The following is a 19,094-nucleotide window of genomic DNA, read 5'->3' on the forward strand; positions in this document are numbered from 1 at the left end:
TAGCGTGGTGGCTTCTGTATATTTCACCACACTGCAGATCCTCAGGGCCCATCCGGCCAGGTCCAAAGCGTACGCTATGGAGCCAGTTTCAAGTTTTTGATGCACTAAAATTACACCACAGATACCTAACTTCCGGCCCGTTTTCCGAACGACGAACTTATTAACGAAGCCGTACATCTGAACTCGAATACCGAATGACTGGAAACATAATGGTGATTAATCACAAGCGACGGGGCGAAACACAGAGCGCTGCTCCTTGCCTGCATCTGAGAGACATGCCCATCGAGCACTTGTATGCGCGCTATCAAAGGATAGCGCGGAACCTGCCGAGACGGATTCGCTGGCTTGCTTTGATATTCGCGCCAACGAGCACGAGTTTCACCGTCTTCACCGCTGGCCTACTGAATGTTGCAGGGGCTCTGATGATTACGGCAGGTATCGGCCAGGTAACGTCAGGTGAGAGGACCCCAGGCAGTGCTATTTGGTTACTCATCTTCGCTTTCCTGGCTGAAAGCCTAGGGTACTGGGTGAAGGAACGCCAAGAGCTTATTCTCACGATCGCGGTTCGACAGCTCACATACCGCCGTTTCCGGGACATCTTTAGTAGGTCATCCCATCCGCCGGAAGCTCACGGACATGTTCTCACATACCCAGGACAGATCAGCCAGTTTGCCTTCGTTGTTGATTTCGCCGTTTCAACCGTTCAGATTATTGCCTTTCTCACGGCTTCGCTCGCGCTATATGGTGCAAGCGGCGCCATCGCTGCGTTGCTCATCACTGGATTGGTATTCGTCAGCGTCCGTCTCATCAACTTGGTGGGCCGACTATGGGAACAGTACGTCGCTCTAGAGGGAGAGCGTAGGCAGTGGATCCAGCGTGTAGCAAACGCGCTGCCTCGAGGGCAAAGCATCCCCAGCTGGGGTACCGCCCTGGACAAGGTCGCTAGCATCCGAAACACCGAAGAGCAGCTTCTGCGCAGACGGGTCCCGTTGCAGGTCCTGAATGGATTCCTTGAACGGGGAGCACTAACTGCGGTGCTCGCTGTGGTTGCGGTTCTCGGCGCATGGCTCTGGCCATCCGCTCGTTTCGGTATTGGAATTATTTTGGCAGCCCGCTACCTGTACGCAGCGGTGCAGAACAACATCGTAAACTATCGGGTTATTCGGCTCGCTGTGCCAATGATGCGTGAGCTCGACAAGCTCGAGTCGTCTCCAAATTGCACGGTTAAACAGCAGGACTGGGTGGGGCAGCCTTCAAATTCTAGAGAGGTGCTTGCAGCTACGTCTGAGCGCGCTGAAGCATTGCGCACATCCGTGACCACCCCCGATTCCGCTTTCGTACCACGCAACCCGGAAGTGTCCCATTCGGTGTTGTCAGCGTGGCGAGCTTCTGCTTCGCCACATCAGGTATCCCGGTTTACTAGCCTCGCTTTAGGTATGGGGCTCAGTGAGGATGTGATCGGGCGGTTCTGGCAAGACGTAACAACCTTGTCGTCAGGAGAGAGACAGCGTGCTGCTGTCGCTATCGTTTTGGCAGACAAACCGGACTGGCTAATTTTGGACGATACGTTCGCAGCGCTTGATCCTGTAACACGAGAAGTGGTTGCCGAGAGGATCTTAGAGTGCGTGCCAACGTGCACACTTCTGGCAAGCTCGGAGGAGTACGTACCAAGTGCCTTCACCCCCGGCAATGATGCGAGGGTAGACCCTCTTGAGTTGCAGGCTCATAGCCCCGGGGCAGCTAAGGGGGTAGATGCTGGTTCGACGGATGTGAGCGAGGGACAGGACCTTCCTGACCCTGAGCCGAAGCGTGCCACATTCCGACGATCGGCCCTGTTGTTGTTTGGACCGCATTTGGTGTGGATTACGTGTGGCGCCCTACTCTTGAGCGGATCCGAAGTTGCTTTTGCATTGACGATTGCTCACAGTGATGGGCTGTCTGCTCAGGTTGCTGGAGTGTCAGCTGCTTGCGCACTGGCAGCAATTGTTGGGTCCGTCATGTTCTTTGGCCCGCTCTACTGGGCTCCCATCGCTAGGCTGAGCGATTTGCACGACCGGGTTATACGGAGGCTCAATCGATTCGCTAGTCCTAGAACAAGCGGTGCGGTCATGGGGCGGATGGGTGAAGACTTCTCCGACCTTCAGATGTCGGTGCCTAGCGCCCTGGGTTCGGTATTTATGGTCATTCTACAGACCTTGATGCTCATCGGAGGCGCAGTGGCCGGCGCCCCGCTGTTCATGATCGTTGTGTTGGCGGTAGCACCCCTAGCGATCCTTGCTATGCGTCAGGGTTCAAAGTGGATTCTCCCTGCCTCGACGACGGCTGCCAATCGCCGAGGTGACTTCATCGGGGTGGCTGGTGCCCAGGCTGGCTTACACGCTGCGCCCGTCAGTGCAGGGCTGCGTCGGGCTGGAGAAGAAGCCTACGCTCATTCGGAGGCTGCATACGTCAGTAGCTCGATTCAGTTGGCGAACGCCTACGCACTGCGTACGGGACTGATTCAGTTGCTTGTGTCGTCACTGAATGTTTCTGCAGTGGTATTGGCACTGATGGTCGAAGGATCGAACTCAGTGGTTGCTCCCGCGGTCGTAATATATTTTGCAGTAACTCTGTCATCTGGCATCCAATCTACGGTGGAGACGCTGCAACAGGTTGGTGTAGTCAGCTTGACTGCGGAGCGTGTTCGGATGCTTGAAGAGTACCGGGCCGACCGTTCTTATCCGCCCGTGCGGTCTGCTGACCTGGCTCTGCTTGAGAGTGTTCTTGACTCTGGGTGTTCTATGGTTGCCTTGATTGGACCAACTGGCGCGGGGAAGTCCGTCATGCTTGATGCTCTATACCGCCGGTATCCCCAAGGCGAAGTGGTAATCGTACCAGATATCGATCCGTTCGCATCTGAAGCATCGAATTCGAGCGGGCTCATGCTTGCGCGTTCCGTGTTACGTGAAGGCGCTGCCCGGCTTGTGTTGCTTGATGAGACCTTGAAGAGTCTCACTCCCTCAGAGGAGCGCACTGAGCTCGAATCGATGGCGTGCGCTATCGAGGGCAGTGACAAGCAGGTTGTGATTGTCCTTCACTCGCGCTCTAACCTTGATTGTTTCAAAGAAGTGGTGAATTTAGATGCGTGAGCTGACCCAAGTACTACGTTTTTTCTCCATGAACTATCGAGGACGAAATGCGAATCTATAGGGCCAAACCTATAGCCTGGACCGATTCGTCGGTGGCACTTCTGAACGAGTACGGCGCCACACTGTGTGTGCACACCTGACCGCGAGGCGACACCGCTGGACTTACCCGAGGCGGATGAGATTGTATTGAGCCCCGACGGTGTGATGTACGCATGCTGGTTTGAGAACGAAAGCTTTCGGGTCCAGGCGTATCGATTTGAAGCTGAGACATTCAAGCCTGCTGGGCAACCGTGCGTGGTAAATGTTCACAGCCTACACGGTGAGGACCTTGTAGTTCTCGGTATCCCTGGCGGTGTAGAGCTGTGGCTGGACACCGCGGAGCAGTGCCAGAGAATCTGGACGATCTCGAACGGCGGTGCAAGAAGGAACCCAGCGACGGTGGACCCAAGACCCAGGGGTGAACTGTTGTTCAGCTCCGGCACGGTCGCAGGATTCGTGGAGGACCTTGGTGGGGGAGAGGCGGTAGGATAATGCCTGATTCAGTAGCAGGAAGAGCGAATAGTTGCCGGGTTGAACTTTGGGCGGTGGCGATGTCGGCGCGGAGTGCTTGGGTGAGGGCGAGGTCGTCGGGAGCCTCGCGGATTGGGGAATAGAAAAGGCACCCCGTGGGGGTGCCTTGGTGCAAAAGCCCAGTCGGATAGCGTGGTGGCTTCTGTATATTTCACCACCTGCAGATCCTCAGGGCCCATCCGGCCAACCTAGCAGCTCAGGGCCGCTAGTGCTAGTTTCAAGTTTTTGATGCTCTACCAGTCTAACATTCCTAAAACCCGGCAGCCCGTAAGCCGGTCATGACTGCGGAAATAGAAAAGGCACCCCGTGGGGGGTGCCTTGTGTGCAAAAGCCCAGTTGGGCAGCCAATGGCTTCTATATATTTCACCAACTGCAAACCCTCAGGGCCCATCCGGCCAACCTAGCAGCTCAGGGCCGCTAGTGCTAGTTTCAAGTTTTTGATGCTCTACCAGTCTAACATTCCTAAAACCCGGCAGCCCGTGGGCTGGTCATGACTGCGGAAAAAGGAAAGGCACCCCGCAGGGGGTGCCTTGGTGCAAAATCCCATCTGAGCGCTAAGGGGCTTCTGTATATTTCACCGCGCTGCTATCCCAGTAGGGCCCATCCGGCCAACCTAGCAGCTCAGGGCCGCTAGTGCTAGTTTCAAGTTTTTGATGCACTACTATTTTAACATAATCACCATACTTCCGAGAAGAGCATCTATGTCTATAAACCGACTTTTGAGTCCTTTTATCCGTAAACTAGGATCTCAAAATGACTACAATCAGGAACTCCAGAGGCACTCTGACGCCGAACGCATTGCTTTCATTGACGAAACCTTTGTTGACCCGTCCTACGATGAAAAAACTGGTATCCTACGCCCCGGCTACTACTCCATCGCAGCCGTCGTTGTCGAAGCCGACGACATCGCCAAATTCCGCGAAGACCTCCCCGCCACCCTCGGAGGTATCAATTACTGGCACACCACTGACGCTTTCAATGATCGAGGTCTAGAAAAAGACCCCAATCCAAACGCCGACCCCGAGAATCCTTCCCGTAAATATTCCCCCTGGCATCTCCGCAGAAATATTCGCCCAATGCTTAACACTCTTGGCCGCAATACCAAGGACGGGCAGAACATTGTCACGCTCAATTTTAATATCCCCTATACCAAGGACCCAGCTGAGAGGCAAAGACTCCGTGATGCTGCCCGAGCTGAAGCTATCACCGCTATCACTACGCACCTTACCCATGCCGACCCGCCCACTACAACCTTTGTCTTCGAAAAAGTTAGAGACGAGAAACAAGACGGTAAAGATGATAACCAAATAGGTAAAGAGGATAACCAAAAAGATATAGATACGCTTAACCGGCTCGAAAAAGCGGGCATTATCCCGCCCATTACTAAAATCTTCGCTCACCCCACCGATGAGCCGCTCCTCTGGGCTGCCGATCTTCTCGCGTGGGCTTCCCGCCATCTTGTCAATGAAACTAATCTTTCATGGCTCGATAACGCTAAAATCAAGGCACGCTTCCTCGACTCACACGTACGAACCGAGCTTAAGACCCTTAATATTCGGCCCCTCAATCAGCCTTCTCCCCGAATGAAGCTATATGATGAAGGCGCCTACCGTGAAGCTGGAACGCCGAGCACCCGTACCGAAGCCGAAGCAACCTTCCGCGCCGCCGAAGCCAACGGCACCCCCGTCTGGGCAGGCCCCGATAAAAAGTCCGATCGCAAAAACATTGCCTACCGCAATGCTAAAAACGAAGCCATGGAAACGCCCCTGTCCACCGAAAAGGAATTCGAACTTGCCGTTGGACGTGGCTATCTCACCGAAGGACAAGCCGAAAAGTTCGATGCGGAAGTAGCTACCTCATCTGAGCAGATGGACCCTGAAACTCAGGAGTTCCTCGAATTCTTCGCCGCGCTCAGGAAGGGAACAGAAACAAAAACCCCTGTTAAGCCGAAGCAAATTCAGCAGGCGGTTGCACAGCAGCAAGTACACCGCCCGCAGGTGAACCAGTCCCACGGCGGAGTCGAACTCTAACCCAAAGAGAATATGCACAATGAAGAGGGGGCTCACGACAAAACTTTCGTGAGCCCCCTCTATCAGTTAACTCAGCAAATCAAAGACTCCCCGCGGCGGATCCTGAATCGGGAACGCCTCACGAGAATACCGCGACGCATTATGCTCCCCATCCTCGCAATAGCGGAACGGGCCAGTCGAAGACATCAACACCGACATGTGGTAATCCATGTGGTCACGCCACCACGCCGAAAGACCCGTCGGGTCCTCACGGGAAGCCTCCCAGGACAGCCACAACGCCGTCAAACGGCACACCGCCTCCGGGTGCTTCCACCACTGGGCACACCAGAACGTGTCCCTGCTATTGACCTTACGGTTCATCACCTGCAGCAACCAGGAATGCACAAACTCACCCGCATTCGGGAAAATCGTTGCAGGACCCTGCTCCTGCTGAACTTCGTTCTCGCCCATGCGCTACGCACCCCCATTCGCCAGCTGCTGCGCCGGGTCATACTTCGCCAGTGACGCCTTCACCGCTGCAGCATCCGGGCCGGTGTACCACGGAATCGTCTGAACCATCGTCGCGGGCGCACCGGATGCAAAGACCACCGCACGGCCACGAGGCAGCGCCGCCAAGTCAGACACGTCCAGGATCTTGTCCTTACGGTCATTATCGACGCTACGCGACGAACCCGACTGGCGGCTACTCGAGACCGAAACGTTCGAGTAGACGTAATCACCAATCAGCTGGCTCAACTCGCCCAGGAACTCAGTCTCAGAGACACCGCCACCATACACCTTGATGTTCGCAGCGCTCCAGAGCTTGCGCATGCCCTCACGACCCCAGACAACCACGCCCTGAGACCAGGACTGCAGAATCGTGCAGATCACGATACCGCGGCTTCCGTAATGGCTATAGAGGTTCGGAAGTTCCTTCCAGCGGCACACGTTCGCAGCCTCATCCAGCATCGCCACCATCGGCAAACGCAAACGCCCACCCAGCGCAACGGCCAGCTCTTCAGCAGCCTCAACCACCGCAACTGTCAAAGCAGTCACCAGCGGACCAGCAGTACCAGCACCCTCCTTCGACAAAAGGAACAGAGTATTACGACCACGCACAAAGTCACGGGCGTTAAACTCTTCGCGCCTCTCGCCCTCTTCCGGCGGGGTCACCCACTTGAGCACCGCCGCCGACGTCAGGCAGTTCGCCATCTGACGAGCCACACCGAACACGCCGCCACGCTGCTTATCAGGGGCCGAGATAATGCCGTCCACGTTCTGTGCAATCTGCGGGTAACCGGCATCCTTGAGGATTCCGACCGCCTCATCATCAGTCTCACGAGTCAGCCAGCGGTAAACACGGGTGATGGGCTGACCGTCCTTAGCGGCCGCCAGCAAGAACGCCGCCAGCAGATCCTTCGCGGCAGAGTCGAAGAACGCATCCGTGCGGGCGCCTTCCTCACGCGAACCAGAGGCGAAATGCTCCGCCAGATTCTGCGCCTTCACCTCATCGGTCACATAGCTGAGCGGGTTCCACCACCAGGTTGCCGGGTGAGCGGCCACAGCCTGCGGGTCAAAGATCCACACGTCACCGACCTGCTCACGCACACCACGGGTAGCATCCACCACGTCACGCTTATTTGAGGTGACCAGCACCGCGCCGGGGGCGGCCAGGATGCCGGGGATAGCACGCGAGGTGGTCTTACCGGTACGAGGACCCCAAATGTCCACGCACACGTTCTCCCAACCGGAATACAGCATCTGGCCTGAGAGGGTCTTGGCAATCGGAAGACCCGGCGAATCCACACCCAGACGGCGGGCGTCATTCAACGCCGCCTTCTCACGCATGAACGCAATATCAGCGCCAGAGCCCATCATTGACCCGGCCTTATCCACACGCGTTGACGGGGTGCTGTTCGCCAGCTTGCGCCACCAAAGGCCTACCGCACCGCCCAGCAGCAGAACAGCTACCACGATAGAGACCACGGTGGAAGCCATAGACCAGGGCGCGGTTCCACGAATCACGCCGATTATGGCAGCAACCGGGTTCCACACGGTGATGCTCTGACCGGTCAGAGCGGCACCGACCGCGTAGCCGGAGTAGAAGATAATGCCGGCGACCAGGATGAGGGCGATAATGCCCCAGATGACGAACGCTTCAGTGTTGAAGCCGCGCTTATGCGGAGTGCTCATAATAGCCGTATCCTTCCGGGCTCGGAATCAGGTGCGCAGACTCAGTAGGGGTCTGATTGTGCTGCGGGGTGGGTGCCGGTGCTGTGGTCGTTGAGGAGAAACGTACCGGCGGCTGCTCCGGTTCCTGCTGTGCAGAGGTCTCTGACAAGCTAGAATCCTGTACAGAAATACCGAAATCCTCATATACAGATTCCTGTATTTCTACATTTCCGTATGTGCCAGCGTTACCAGCAGGCATACCCACCAGTGCGTTCGTCACCTCATTACCACTAGCCACATGCACCGAACCATCCGAGTTACCCCAGCGCTTGTTCGTGTTGTTCATATCGATTTCAACCTGAGTCAGACGCACCATCACACTAATACCAGGGCGTCCACCCACCTTCACCATGAACTTACCAACGCCAGGTGCCTGACGGGGCGCACCATGCGCCGAACGATTCTGAGCGAGACGCGACCACGAACCAGGATCAGCCCACGACACCAGACGCGCCGATTCCGCCTGACTCAGAGGCATCACACGACGCAGCTTCGCCATCTCAGACTGCGGCAACGCACCAGTAATCACCAGACCAGAGCGCTCCACAAAACCACGAGCCTTCTCACGCTCAGACTCCGTCGCCAACGCATCCAAGTCACTCATCGTGTGCGTAATCATCGCCTGGCCCACACCATCACGACGATTCAGACGAGTCAGCGAGTCAATACGGTCCACCATATCCGCGCCCGCACGCAGCGCACGCCAGAGCTCATCGAGGACCACGAAATAGTTGCGGCGCGGCGCCAGCCCCTCATCCGCCAGCGTGTGCGCAATTTCCACCGACGCAAACGTCGTGGACCAGCACGCCAGCAGAGCAGCAGCCTGCACGTCACGGTGAATATCAGAAATCTGGCTAATGTCGAACACCGCCGGGCGGTCCATCGCCAAACGTGCCGTGGTCGGCTTAGAGAACATATCGCCAAAGCGGCCCTGACCATTTAGAGACATGAGCGAGGACACCAACGCATCCGTCGCGTCCCTATAGCGGCCCTCATCACCACGGTCCAGCGCCACATCCTGCAGAGCCTGCGGGCGAGCCACAATCACATCCAGCAGATCCTGCACCACCGGCACACCCTCATGATGCTCCTCCAGATACGTCAAAGCAGCATCCAGAATCGTCTCCTCATGCGGGGTGATGTGGCCCTTACGCAGAATCGAAATCAGCGCAGAAAGCATCTGAAGCTTGCGTGAGTGAGCGTCCACCATCAGACGCTCACGAGTCTTCGGGGGAAGAGAATCAGCGATGGTACTAAGCTCGCCCGGGTCCAGAATGTTCAGGTGTCCACGGCCAGGGGCCAGCTGAATGACCTGGCCGCCCATCGCGGTGATTTCGTCCACATAGTCAGGCTTGAGGTCACCAGGAATCAACGGAACAATACCTCGGCCGTTCATACCCAACAGCATATGACGGACGAACGTACTCTTGCCGTAGCCAGGAAGGCCCAAGATAAACACGGACGGGTTGTTAATAATGCCGTCCACAAACCACGCAATCGGGTCACAACCAACCGGCGCATTCGTATCAATATCGATACCCATAGGGGCACCAGAGAACGGGGTGGACGAGCCTGCCGCAAACGGCCACATGCCGCACACCTGGCGGGTAGAACCACGCCACTCGCGAGGAGACTCAAACAGATGCGAGGCACCGCCACCGGGAATCATGTACCCGCGGGCGCGGCCATAGGCACCCGAGTGAGCTTCAGTAGACGAGACGAAGAGAGACTTGAGGGACGAGAACAGGCCAGCTCGGCGCGGAGCTTCCGGCTGGTCAGCCTCGGCGGCGTTATAGGTGACGACTCGACGACGACTCATCAGAACCTCCATACAGAAAAACAGAAAAGCATATATACAGAAATGCTGATTTGCAGAGACCTGGGAATCTGCATCCACAAATCCCCAGGTCTACGCAATATCACAGGGCTACAACGCCGACTTCACCGATTCCGGCAGAACCGTATGGCGACCCAACACCACACCCAACGGCAACGTCGCAGCAAACACCGCATCATGAGCACCCCACGCACGGCGGAGCATGATACGACTCGACGGAGCAAGCTCCTGCTCCACCACGGCTACCGCATCAGCCATCTCTGCAGGAGTCTCAACCGTCGCGCACACTACCAGACCCACATAGGTCAAACCAGCACCACGCGCCTCATCAGCTGCCGTCGCATTAGCCGCCTCCAGCTCAGCCGACAGACGAGCCGAGCCATTACGAGTCGAGGTCAAACGGGTACGGGCGGTGTTCTGATCCTGCTCAACCATCGCCGCAGTCAACGCCGAATCCACCGGACGATACAGCATCGTCACACGCTTACGACCAATCATCGCGTGCGGCTCCAAAAGACGCGCAAACACGTTCGAGAACACGGCACCTCGCGGAGCCTCACTCATCGTCCAGCACACAGACAGGCCTGAATCATGCCGATAATGGCTCCACTCAACCACCGCAGTACTCGGACCAGCAGAGGACAGGTCAATCTCCGGACTCTCGCCCACATAGGCAGCCTCATCCAGCAAGCGAGATACGGCTGGATCATACGCGGTACGCACAATCTGACCAATATCACCAGCCACCATCGGGGTGGCCACACCCGCGCCGGTTGCTTCCAGGTGCGAGCACCAGAAGACAACCTTGGAGGAGAGGTCACGGAGCATCTCATCCGGGGTGCGGCGGCGCATACCCGCACGAGCCGCAGCCGAGAAGCTTAGGGTCACCCAAGCACGGGTCTCAGAGACACCCGACGGGTAGGTTTGAGCCGCCTCCGCCAGCATCTGCGAAGCAATCGGGGATGCCGTATTGGACATGGACGACTCAATCTCACGGCGCAGACGGATACCTGAACCGGGGGAGGTCTCCACGGTCACCGAGGCACCTACCAGACCGACCTCACGGCCCAGCTCAGCCAAAAAGCCGCCCCAGTTGGCGACCCACTGGTCAATATCGGCTTGGTCGACCATGGCTGCACCATCAGGCTCAACCGCCATCGACACCGAGTAGATACTAACGGCAGGCATGTGAATCAGCGCAAAGGGACGCCCCACGCTGTCGGTACCCTCATAGGTCACCGCAGAGGAAGCCACACCGGGCAGGCGGAACTCATTCGTGGGGGTGGACCCGAGCGGACCCGAGCGGAAGATATTGAGCTTCCGGAAGCGAGCGAACATGAAAATAAGCCTTTCGGAGAGGCGCTCCATGAGCGTGTACCCGTGCTTGTCTTTCAGAGCGAAGGAGCCCAGAAAAAGCGCGAGGATAACGCCGATGATGAGGCCGGGGATAATGCCGGCCAGACGCATGACGAAGATGGTGATGATGATGGTGACGAACAGCAGGGCCGTCGCCAAACCGGAGAGTCTGCCAATACCGGCGCGCTGAGGAATACGCCAGTTACCGTATGTGGGTTCAACATACTCAGTATCGATATGCACTATTGATTACCCCTGTTTCGGTTAGGTTGCGCCGAGCCGCTGCTACCACGTCGTCGGGCACCACGACCCCCACGGGACGGGGGCGTTACGCCGCCGCCACGGGAGCCTCGGGAGCCTCGGGCTCCGCCGCCTTGTTGCTTAGAACCCTGCTGCGGAACCTGCTCGCCAGCGGCATCATGGACAGCAGACGAAATCGCCTGCCCGCCCTTCTGCGCGCCCTTAACGGCAGCACCAGCTGTCATCACAATTGCACCGGCACCACCTGTAGCAACACCAGCACCCTTTGCGAGCAGACTCTTAGCAAGAGAACCACCGCCCTTAGCAGCTGCAGCACCAGTAGCGGCACCGCCACCACCGCCACCGGCGGCAGCTCCACCGCCGCCACCTGCACCGCCACCACCGCGGCCAGCGCCTCGAATTCGCGAGCCGAAGTTGACCGCGCCAGAAGCGGCACTGCCGACAGCAGCACCAGCGAACATTGCGCCAGCACCGGAAGCGGCACCGACAGCGGGGACGATGAGGCGCATCATGGCAGGCAGAGCAAAGAGGGCAGCAATCATCAGGACCAGGCCGGAGATGAAATACATCATTCGCTGCCCATCATCGCCGTCGACCTTGCCGACACTACCGAAAACCTTAAACGCTGCAGCGTAGACTATCGATGCCACCGGCTTGTAGAGGATGAAAGCGATGAGCCAGCTCACATGTTTCTGTGACCACTGCTTACCCCACGAGGTATTAGTCGCCGAGAACGCCAAGGGCAGGGTGCCCACCAGGATCAGCGCCATAGCGGAGCGGACAATGAGCAGACCGATCTGAATGACCGCAACGATGATTGCGATAATGCCCATGACGATGGCAAAAATCGCGATGCCCACCGTGATCCCAGACTTAAAAACCTCTGGGCCGATGAGAGTCGAAAGAGCCTTATCGAACCCCTCGTCCGTGGAGCGGCCGATAATCCAGGCTGAGAACTCGTCGCCTGAGCGCAGCAGAAGAGTTACGCCCGTCACACTGGCGGCGTTCATGATGGCAAATTTCAGTAGTGACGCGAGGAGGTCTGTGAGTGGCTGGCCCTTGCGGGTCCACATCATCTGCCCGGCAGCGATGAGGATGCTGACGACAAGTAGTGCCGCGACGTACCAGGAGGTGGACTCGCGGATGAAGTATACTGCGTTGTCCTTGCCGGTGAGCGGGATGCTGGGTGTGTTAACCCAGAAGGAGCCCAGGCTCTTCGCGAGGCCTCCGAGGGAGTCGGTCACGCCGTGGAAGAGGGAGTTAATGAATCCCTCGGCACCAGCACATACGAGATCACCCCACCCACAATTGGCATTGACATCGTGCTCACCCGCCATTAGGAGCCCCAGGTAATGAAGTCGTCAGGGTCCACGTTGCTAATTCCAGGAGCAGTCGTGGGAGCCCAATAGCGCCAGTCACCGTCGTGCCATTCCATCACTACGTCCCAGCTACGATATGCACCGGAAGGAATCTGAAAGAGCAGACGCACGGTAGCACGCTCAGGAGTGTAGGAGACATAACGGTAGCCCGCGACGCGCACTACAGTGCGGGTTTTAGTATCACTCTGCCGGTTCTGACGCGCTGCCTCAGCACCCGGGCCCACAACAGTCGGCATGTACGCCTCCGGTGCCTCGTTAATCTCGATGGTCGCCCAGACAGATGCGTAGAGTGCGCCCTCAGCAGAGTGCTCAAAGCAGGAGCGAATCGGCGAGTTAACCATGGGGCCGGCGGTCTTCGAGACAGGGCCAATCCAGCCGGCATCGGTAGTCACCCACGATGCGCCCTTCGGGGCAGCATCCATCACCGAATCATCATCCGACGCACCCGCACCACACGAGCCCGCCGCCACTGACGAGGTAGCACGACTCAACTGCTGCTCAGCACCCGCAGAAGCACTAGAGCCACCCGAAGCCGACGAGCTCGAGCCGCCACGCGGAATCAGCACAATCAACAACAGGACCAGCAGCACACCAACACCAGCAATAATGCCGATACCCCAGCGGGGAATGGTCACGCCAGACTTTTTCTCCATGATGTCTCTCCATGTCTCTCAACCCCGAATGTCGGGGTACACCAGATAGCCCTACCCCAGCGTGGGGAAGAGCTTGAGTGAATGATAGTGGGTAATGGGGGGATAGGAGACCCAGCGACGGGTCTCGCTTGAGATTAAAAGGGTCACGGGGTGCGTGAGCGCACCCCGTGCAGGGCTTTTAGCCCATGAACATGCCGACCAGACCGCTGGCTGCGGAGGCCAGGATACAGCCACCGAACACCCAACCGAGGCTGGCAGCGTGCTCGCCGCCCTGACCGCGGCGGTTGTTAATCATCATCGCACCAGCAGTCACCAGCACACCGATAACCGCCAGAGCGAAAACAATCCAGGCAATCCACTTAACGATGGTGGTCACGCCGTCAGAGCCGGGAGGTGCCTCGCCCGCACCCGGATCAACCGGGCCAGCCAGCACAGCAGCGTTCAGGAAAAAGGAATTTGCAGCAGCGAGCATCTCGCGCCTCCTCGTGGTTGTAGTGTGTGTAACCCCCAGCGTCGGGGGCAAAAATTTATTACCGGTATCAGCGATTACCATAGCACACGCACCTGATGTACGTGCCACGCATTGTCACTAGTCCACCGTATAGAGCCTCATGCCTCGACACCGTGTGCCGTAGCTAGTGATGAGTAGCGGACCCACTCACCACTCGTATCCACACCCTCCAGACGGGACAGCTCAGTCAGGCGGGCACGCACAGCACGCCAGCATTCAGCCGCAGTAATGACGTCAGTGCCGGCTACCTTCAGCCCGACCGCGCAATCACGGCAGACCAGACGTAGGGTCCCTGCGCGAGCGGGGATGAGCCCATATCACGCAGCTGGTCTCAGCTCACCGGCCCGTGTTCCCCGCGTGAGCGGGGATAAAACTAAATATGCAGATATGCAGAAAGCCGTAAACATAGCTTTCTGCATATCTGCATATGCGTCTTCCGATATGACCAGCCAGCTTTAAAACTCCCACACCCCCTGTTAAAATGAGATGCGAGGCCACCCCACACGGGGCGACCCCAAGGGCACACGGTATCACTCACACCAACCACGCACACCTCCACACACCAGGAGCCATAAAGTCATGCAAAAAAGTGCCCTCGGGATAGCCCTACCCTTCATCTTCATCTTCGGACTCATCCTCTCACTCCTCCTCGTTATCGGCGGCGGAGCAGGCGCTAACGCCTGCACCCCCAGTAGTAGCGGCAACGGCGGCAACGGCCACCAAAACGCCTCCGCCCCCGCCGCAGCACCCGTCACCAGCATCGGCGACCGCGGCGACACCATCAAGGCCCACCTCCCAGAGCTTCAGGAAGCATCCCGCATCAGCGGCTTCCCCATCTCCCTCATCGCAGCCACCATCCACCAAGAATCCGGCTGGGACCCCAACATCGTCTCCGGCGTAGGAGCACAAGGACTAGCCCAATTCATGCCCGGCACCTGGGCATCCTTCGGTAACGGTGGCGACCCCTTCAACCCCCATGATGCCATCCCCGCCATGGGACGCTACATGAGCTACCTCAAAACCACCCTCCGCAACGCAGGTGTCGACGGCGACGAAATCGATAACGTCCTCCGCGCCTACAATGCAGGCCCCGGCGCAGTCATGGAGCGCACCGGCGGATACAACACCGACGAAAACAACAACTACGCCCCCGCTATCAAAAGCCACTGGCGGCAGTACCAGACCCTCATTAAAGACCTCGGCATTGATGACTACCCCACCGGTGCCGAACAGCCCTCGTTGAGTAATGCTGCCGCCAATAAGGCAACCCCCGAATCCACTAGCAGTACTTCCGCACCGGCACAGGCAGAGAAGAAAAGCAATAAAAAGGCATCCGATAAGGATCAATGCAAGGAAGAGGACCAGAAATCTTCAAATGCAGAAAACCAGAATTCTGTAAATACAGATAACTCCGGTGATGACTACCCCTGGGCTCACATGGCCCATTGCAACGGAGACTACTCCTACTGCCCGACAACACCGGATCCGACCAACGCACTTCCGAGTGAATGTGTAGCATTCGCCGCCTGGCGCGTCACCCGACAAACCGGCGGTAGCGCCGACAACATCACGTTCCACTCCCCCGGCAACGCGTCTGTGTGGCTTGGCCATTGGACAGGCAGAGGCTGGCCCAGCGGCCATGAACCGCGGGTCGGCGCCGTAGTCTACTACGGCCCGAACGTCGCGGGAATGAGTAGCTACGGCCATGTCGCTATCGTGAAGGAAGTCCACGACGACGGAACCTTCGTCGAAGAAGGCTACAACGGCCTCGGCGCACCCAACGACCACATCTACTACACCCGTGTTGTCTCGAATAACTCACCGTCCGCATTCCTCTACATGCCGGGCACCTAAGAAAGGAAATACCATGACCCGCAAACTCACCGCACTCACCGCAACCATCACCCTGCTCGCTACCGGATGCTCCGCATCCACCGACAACACCGCCCCCACCGGATCCCCCGTCGCAACCTCCACCCCCAGCACCACCACGGCACCCGCACCTGCACCCAGCACCGCAACCCACACCCCCACCGTCACCGAGGTAAACCCCACCACTGCAACCCCGACCCCGACGGTCAGCCTTGACCCTTCCCCCCTTGCAGGGGTGGGAGTAGGCGAGCAACAGCCCTCCAGCGAAGCCGTACTGACCTCCATCACTGATGAAGACCGTGCCCGCGCGGTAGACGCGGCAAAGGCCATCGTCACCGCCTACACCAGCGGCAAACCCTACAAGGAATGGTCAGCAGACCTCTTCCCCCTCATCGACCCGGAACTCCAAAACCAGTACGGTCCTAAGATCAAAACTGACATTCTCAAGGGCAAAGTCACCGGAGCCTCCATCACTAATGACCCGACTCTTGAAACAGCCATGGGCGAAAACCCCTACTGGGTCACTGTGGTAGTTACTGTCGACGGCGGTATTAGCCCGCAATACTTTGTACGAGTACACCGTACCGCTGACCGACCCAATAAGTGGAAGGCCTCCCACATCCTCGAGCCTCAGGGCTTCAACTCCTTTGTAAAGAGCCGGACTCAGAAGAAGTAAATAACATGGACGCTCTCGACTACCCCCGCATCGACGCCACCGTCTCAGCTGACGGCCTCATCCAACTTGAAATCCAAGACCACGCCCCCCGCACCTTCCAGGACGCAACCACTAAAGAAGCCCTAGGACAGGTGTGGAACCACTGCGCCCACCTCGCCCAAACCCTCGGCCGCGACGTCAAAATCTACGTCCAAGAAGGTACCAAAACCAGCTACTACACCCTCACTCCAGAAGGCGAGCCTACTCTCCAAACTGTGACCGAGGAAGTTGAAAAGCCGTCCGTCTGGCGACGCAAAGCAATCCTCATCCCCGCCGCAGCCCTCCTAGCACTAGGACTCGGCGGCGGAGCCCTCGCAACCGTCAACGCCCTCAACCAACCCGCCACCACCACCATGGCAACCACCCCAGCCGGAGTCGCCATCACCCTCGACAACGGAACCTACACCACCGGCGCCCTCAGTGGCGATGGCCAGCGTATCTCCTACATTGACGGGTCGACCCTCTACGTTGTCGATGCCACCAAAGGCACCCTCGTCAGCCAGACCGACCTCACCAAAAACAAGGTCGAAGCTGCAGGGCTGACCATCCACCCCACCGGTGACGGATTCCTCTACACCGCACCCGGTAGCTACTTCATGTGGTCCGGCGGAAAATTCTCCAACATCAACACCATTACCACCAAGGCGCAAACCATCATCACCCGCGCTGGGGAATCCGTCATCATCTCCCGCAATGACCCCACCCCCGGAAGCGTCCAAAAAATCAGCGTTAACGGAACCGAGCGGTACCGCTCCCCCGCTGAAGGCGCAGCCTTCATCGCCACCTCTAAAGGCAACGGCATCTGGGCATCCACCCGCGGTAACGGCACCATCATCACCGCAACTGCCAACGGTACCGAAACCGGAGCGCACCCCCTAGTAACCCCCACCGAAGGAGCAACCTTCACTCGCTGGGTAGGAGCCACCGCCAACGGTGAGGTCGTCACCCTCTGGCACACCTCCGCCGGGCAAGACATCCTTGCCCTCCAAGCCCCAGAATCTGACAACGTCAGCCGCACCATCGACATCACCGGAGCAGCCGATAGCGTGAAGATTGACGGCACCGGCACCATCGCCATCGCAGGAGATCAAGTCCATCACCTCACCACCGAGGGGTCCTACGCCCTACCGGCCGTGCCAACCAAGGTCACAAGCCGGCCCGCGGGAGGATTCAGCCTCGAATTCGGTGACGGAACCACCGGCGACGCAACCTCCAGCGGCTATATCGCCTCCACCGACACCCCAGTTCTTGGCACAACCGCAGACGGACACCGCGTAACCGTCAGTCCCGACCAACACAGCATCGTCATTAACCCTTAATTAAGAGGAGTAAAAAGTGTACCGCAAGGCCCTCATCACTTCCCTCACCCTCGCAGCCGCAGCAGGCGCCATTAGCTGCACCGCAGCGACTGCAGCAGAAACACCCACCCAGAGCGGTTCTATCACCATCCGTGATAATGGCCAGCCCAACCGCGACCAGACCCGTGACCTGACCGTTGCCCTCATCACCAAGAACGGCGCCGGTAACGCAGCCACCCAGCCTGCTACTACGCCCGAGTTCGTCACCGCATCCCCTGCCGAAGCGGAAGCACCTGCCGAAGAACCTGCCCAGGAAGCGCCTGCAGAAGCACCCGCTGATACTGCACAACAGGAAGGTTCAACCCCCGAAGCGGAAGCGCCCGCCGAGGCTGAGGCACCTGCTGCGGAGGCGGACCACTCTGAACCTCGTGAAGAGACCCCCGCTCCGAGTGAAGCAGCTTCGGGTGAAGTGGAAGTTGTTATCGCCCCCAGCGCCGAACCCACCCATGAGGTTCCCGAAACGCCGGGCAATACCGACGTACCCATCAACCCGGAACCTGAACCGGTCACCCCCGAACCGGAAACCCCGGGGAACACCGATGTGCCCATTGCACCTGAGCCTGAACCGGCCCGTAGCGAGCACGATGAAACCCCTGCCGACCACCAGCCGGCTGACGACACCGCACCCGTTATCGAACCGGAGCCTGAGCCTTCAACTCCGGCACCCGAGGCTACTGAAACCCCTGGCGAGGTTGAAGTTGTCATCGCACCTACCCCTGAGCCGAGTCAGAAAGCATCTGCGGACACTGTGGATAATGAGACACCCGATAACTCAGAGGTAGTCAGTACCGAGGTGCCCATCGCACCCGAGGATGCCCAGGCACACTCCCGTGCCACCTCAGATACTGGAGACCACGCAGTAACCGGTAGCGACGAGGTGGGTATCGCTCCGCAAGCACCGGGCTCCAAGACCCCTAAGAGTAAGAATGGATCATCAGCTCAGCCTGCTGCAGATGCGAAATCCCCCACTTCGGTGCCGTCTGTTCAATCCACGGCGCCGGCTACCGCCCGCGACGAGTTGGCTTACACCGGTATTAGTGCCGAGACTGGCGGGATCGCAATTGGCGGTTTTATGCTGATTCTCACCGGAGCCGCTGGTGTGTGGTCTGTCCGCCGCAGACCTCTAACGCCTAGCACCTAACTGAAGGGGGCGAGCGAATCATTGCGATTCGCTCGCCCCTTTAGTTATGTCTTGACAAGGGCTAATTCTGTA

Annotated in this window: 13 protein-coding genes; 6 read left to right on the plus strand and 7 right to left on the minus strand. The window is 58.3% G+C overall.

Annotated elements, in window-relative coordinates; genetic code table 11:
• Positions 1-275 precede the first annotated feature (275 nt).
• Positions 276-3,128, plus strand: a complete 2,853-nt coding sequence (locus HMPREF2674_RS03400) for a hypothetical protein (protein ID WP_246826164.1) — start codon at positions 276-278, stop codon at positions 3,126-3,128.
• 1,271 nt (positions 3,129-4,399) lie between these two features.
• Positions 4,400-5,728 (plus strand): hypothetical protein, encoded by a 1,329-nt coding sequence (locus HMPREF2674_RS03410; protein ID WP_070824827.1) that lies wholly within the window; start codon positions 4,400-4,402, stop codon positions 5,726-5,728.
• Positions 5,729-5,794: 66 nt separating this feature from the next.
• On the opposite strand, the gene HMPREF2674_RS03415 is transcribed toward HMPREF2674_RS03410, so the two are convergent.
• From HMPREF2674_RS03415 to HMPREF2674_RS03445, 7 genes are all read right to left on the minus strand, one after another.
• A complete protein-coding gene (locus HMPREF2674_RS03415; protein WP_070824828.1) occupies positions 5,795-6,178 on the minus strand; it encodes a DUF4913 domain-containing protein in 384 nt (127 codons plus the stop codon).
• A gap of 3 nt (positions 6,179-6,181) precedes the next feature.
• Positions 6,182-7,900, minus strand: a complete 1,719-nt coding sequence (locus tag HMPREF2674_RS03420) for a type IV secretory system conjugative DNA transfer family protein (RefSeq protein WP_070824829.1) — start codon at positions 7,898-7,900, stop codon at positions 6,182-6,184.
• Positions 7,884-9,758 carry a hypothetical protein gene (locus tag HMPREF2674_RS03425; RefSeq protein ID WP_070824830.1) on the minus strand — a complete coding sequence of 625 codons (1,875 nt, stop codon included), beginning with the start codon at positions 9,756-9,758 and terminating at the stop codon, positions 7,884-7,886. Before HMPREF2674_RS03425 ends, HMPREF2674_RS03420 begins: the two co-directional genes overlap by 17 nt.
• A gap of 108 nt (positions 9,759-9,866) precedes the next feature.
• Positions 9,867-11,375, minus strand: a complete 1,509-nt coding sequence (locus HMPREF2674_RS03430; RefSeq protein WP_246826165.1) for an SCO6880 family protein — start codon at positions 11,373-11,375, stop codon at positions 9,867-9,869.
• Entirely contained in the window at positions 11,375-12,730 is a 1,356-nt protein-coding gene (locus HMPREF2674_RS09375) for a TrbL/VirB6 family protein (RefSeq protein WP_070824832.1), read from the minus strand. The genes HMPREF2674_RS03430 and HMPREF2674_RS09375 overlap by 1 nt, the downstream gene beginning before the upstream one ends.
• Positions 12,730-13,425 carry a DUF8175 domain-containg protein gene (locus HMPREF2674_RS03440; RefSeq protein WP_070824833.1) on the minus strand — a complete coding sequence of 232 codons (696 nt, stop codon included), beginning with the start codon at positions 13,423-13,425 and terminating at the stop codon, positions 12,730-12,732. Before HMPREF2674_RS03440 ends, HMPREF2674_RS09375 begins: the two co-directional genes overlap by 1 nt.
• A 178-nt stretch (positions 13,426-13,603) precedes the next feature.
• Positions 13,604-13,897 (minus strand): hypothetical protein, encoded by a 294-nt coding sequence (locus HMPREF2674_RS03445; protein WP_049333533.1) that lies wholly within the window; start codon positions 13,895-13,897, stop codon positions 13,604-13,606.
• 618 nt (positions 13,898-14,515) lie between these two features.
• On the opposite strand from HMPREF2674_RS03445, the gene HMPREF2674_RS03450 reads away from it, so the two are divergent.
• From HMPREF2674_RS03450 to HMPREF2674_RS03465, 4 genes are read left to right on the plus strand one after another with little or no spacing between them, the layout of a single operon-like run.
• Entirely contained in the window at positions 14,516-15,790 is a 1,275-nt protein-coding gene (locus HMPREF2674_RS03450) for a transglycosylase SLT domain-containing protein (RefSeq protein ID WP_070824834.1), read from the plus strand.
• Between the two features lie 13 nt (positions 15,791-15,803).
• Complete coding sequence (locus HMPREF2674_RS09380; protein ID WP_049347583.1) at positions 15,804-16,484, plus strand: hypothetical protein; 681 nt, start codon at positions 15,804-15,806, stop codon at positions 16,482-16,484.
• A gap of 5 nt (positions 16,485-16,489) precedes the next feature.
• Positions 16,490-17,842, plus strand: a complete 1,353-nt coding sequence (locus HMPREF2674_RS09270) for a hypothetical protein (RefSeq protein ID WP_070824835.1) — start codon at positions 16,490-16,492, stop codon at positions 17,840-17,842.
• 16 nt (positions 17,843-17,858) lie between these two features.
• The gene (locus tag HMPREF2674_RS03465) at positions 17,859-19,022 is read left to right on the plus strand and encodes a hypothetical protein (protein WP_070824836.1); all 1,164 of its coding nucleotides are present in this window, start codon (positions 17,859-17,861) and stop codon (positions 19,020-19,022) included.
• The last annotated feature ends 72 nt before the right edge of the window (positions 19,023-19,094 follow it).

Source organism: Rothia sp. HMSC062F03 (assembly GCF_001836905.1).
Classification (GTDB): Bacteria; Actinomycetota; Actinomycetes; order Actinomycetales; family Micrococcaceae; genus Rothia; species Rothia mucilaginosa_A.

Coding starts and splice junctions, on each gene's coding strand:
- HMPREF2674_RS09375 (WP_070824832.1), bottom strand. CDS start 12,730: ATGGCGGGTGAGCACGATGTCAATGCCAATTGTGGGTGGGGTGATCTC.
- HMPREF2674_RS03415 (WP_070824828.1), bottom strand. CDS start 6,178: ATGGGCGAGAACGAAGTTCAGCAGGAGCAGGGTCCTGCAACGATTTTC.
- HMPREF2674_RS03450 (WP_070824834.1), top strand. CDS start 14,516: ATGCAAAAAAGTGCCCTCGGGATAGCCCTACCCTTCATCTTCATCTTC.
- HMPREF2674_RS03440 (WP_070824833.1), bottom strand. CDS start 13,425: ATGGAGAAAAAGTCTGGCGTGACCATTCCCCGCTGGGGTATCGGCATT.
- HMPREF2674_RS03410 (WP_070824827.1), top strand. CDS start 4,400: ATGTCTATAAACCGACTTTTGAGTCCTTTTATCCGTAAACTAGGATCT.
- HMPREF2674_RS09270 (WP_070824835.1), top strand. CDS start 16,490: ATGGACGCTCTCGACTACCCCCGCATCGACGCCACCGTCTCAGCTGAC.
- HMPREF2674_RS03400 (WP_246826164.1), top strand. CDS start 276: ATGCCCATCGAGCACTTGTATGCGCGCTATCAAAGGATAGCGCGGAAC.
- HMPREF2674_RS03420 (WP_070824829.1), bottom strand. CDS start 7,900: ATGAGCACTCCGCATAAGCGCGGCTTCAACACTGAAGCGTTCGTCATC.
- HMPREF2674_RS09380 (WP_049347583.1), top strand. CDS start 15,804: ATGACCCGCAAACTCACCGCACTCACCGCAACCATCACCCTGCTCGCT.
- HMPREF2674_RS03425 (WP_070824830.1), bottom strand. CDS start 9,758: ATGAGTCGTCGTCGAGTCGTCACCTATAACGCCGCCGAGGCTGACCAG.
- HMPREF2674_RS03445 (WP_049333533.1), bottom strand. CDS start 13,897: ATGCTCGCTGCTGCAAATTCCTTTTTCCTGAACGCTGCTGTGCTGGCT.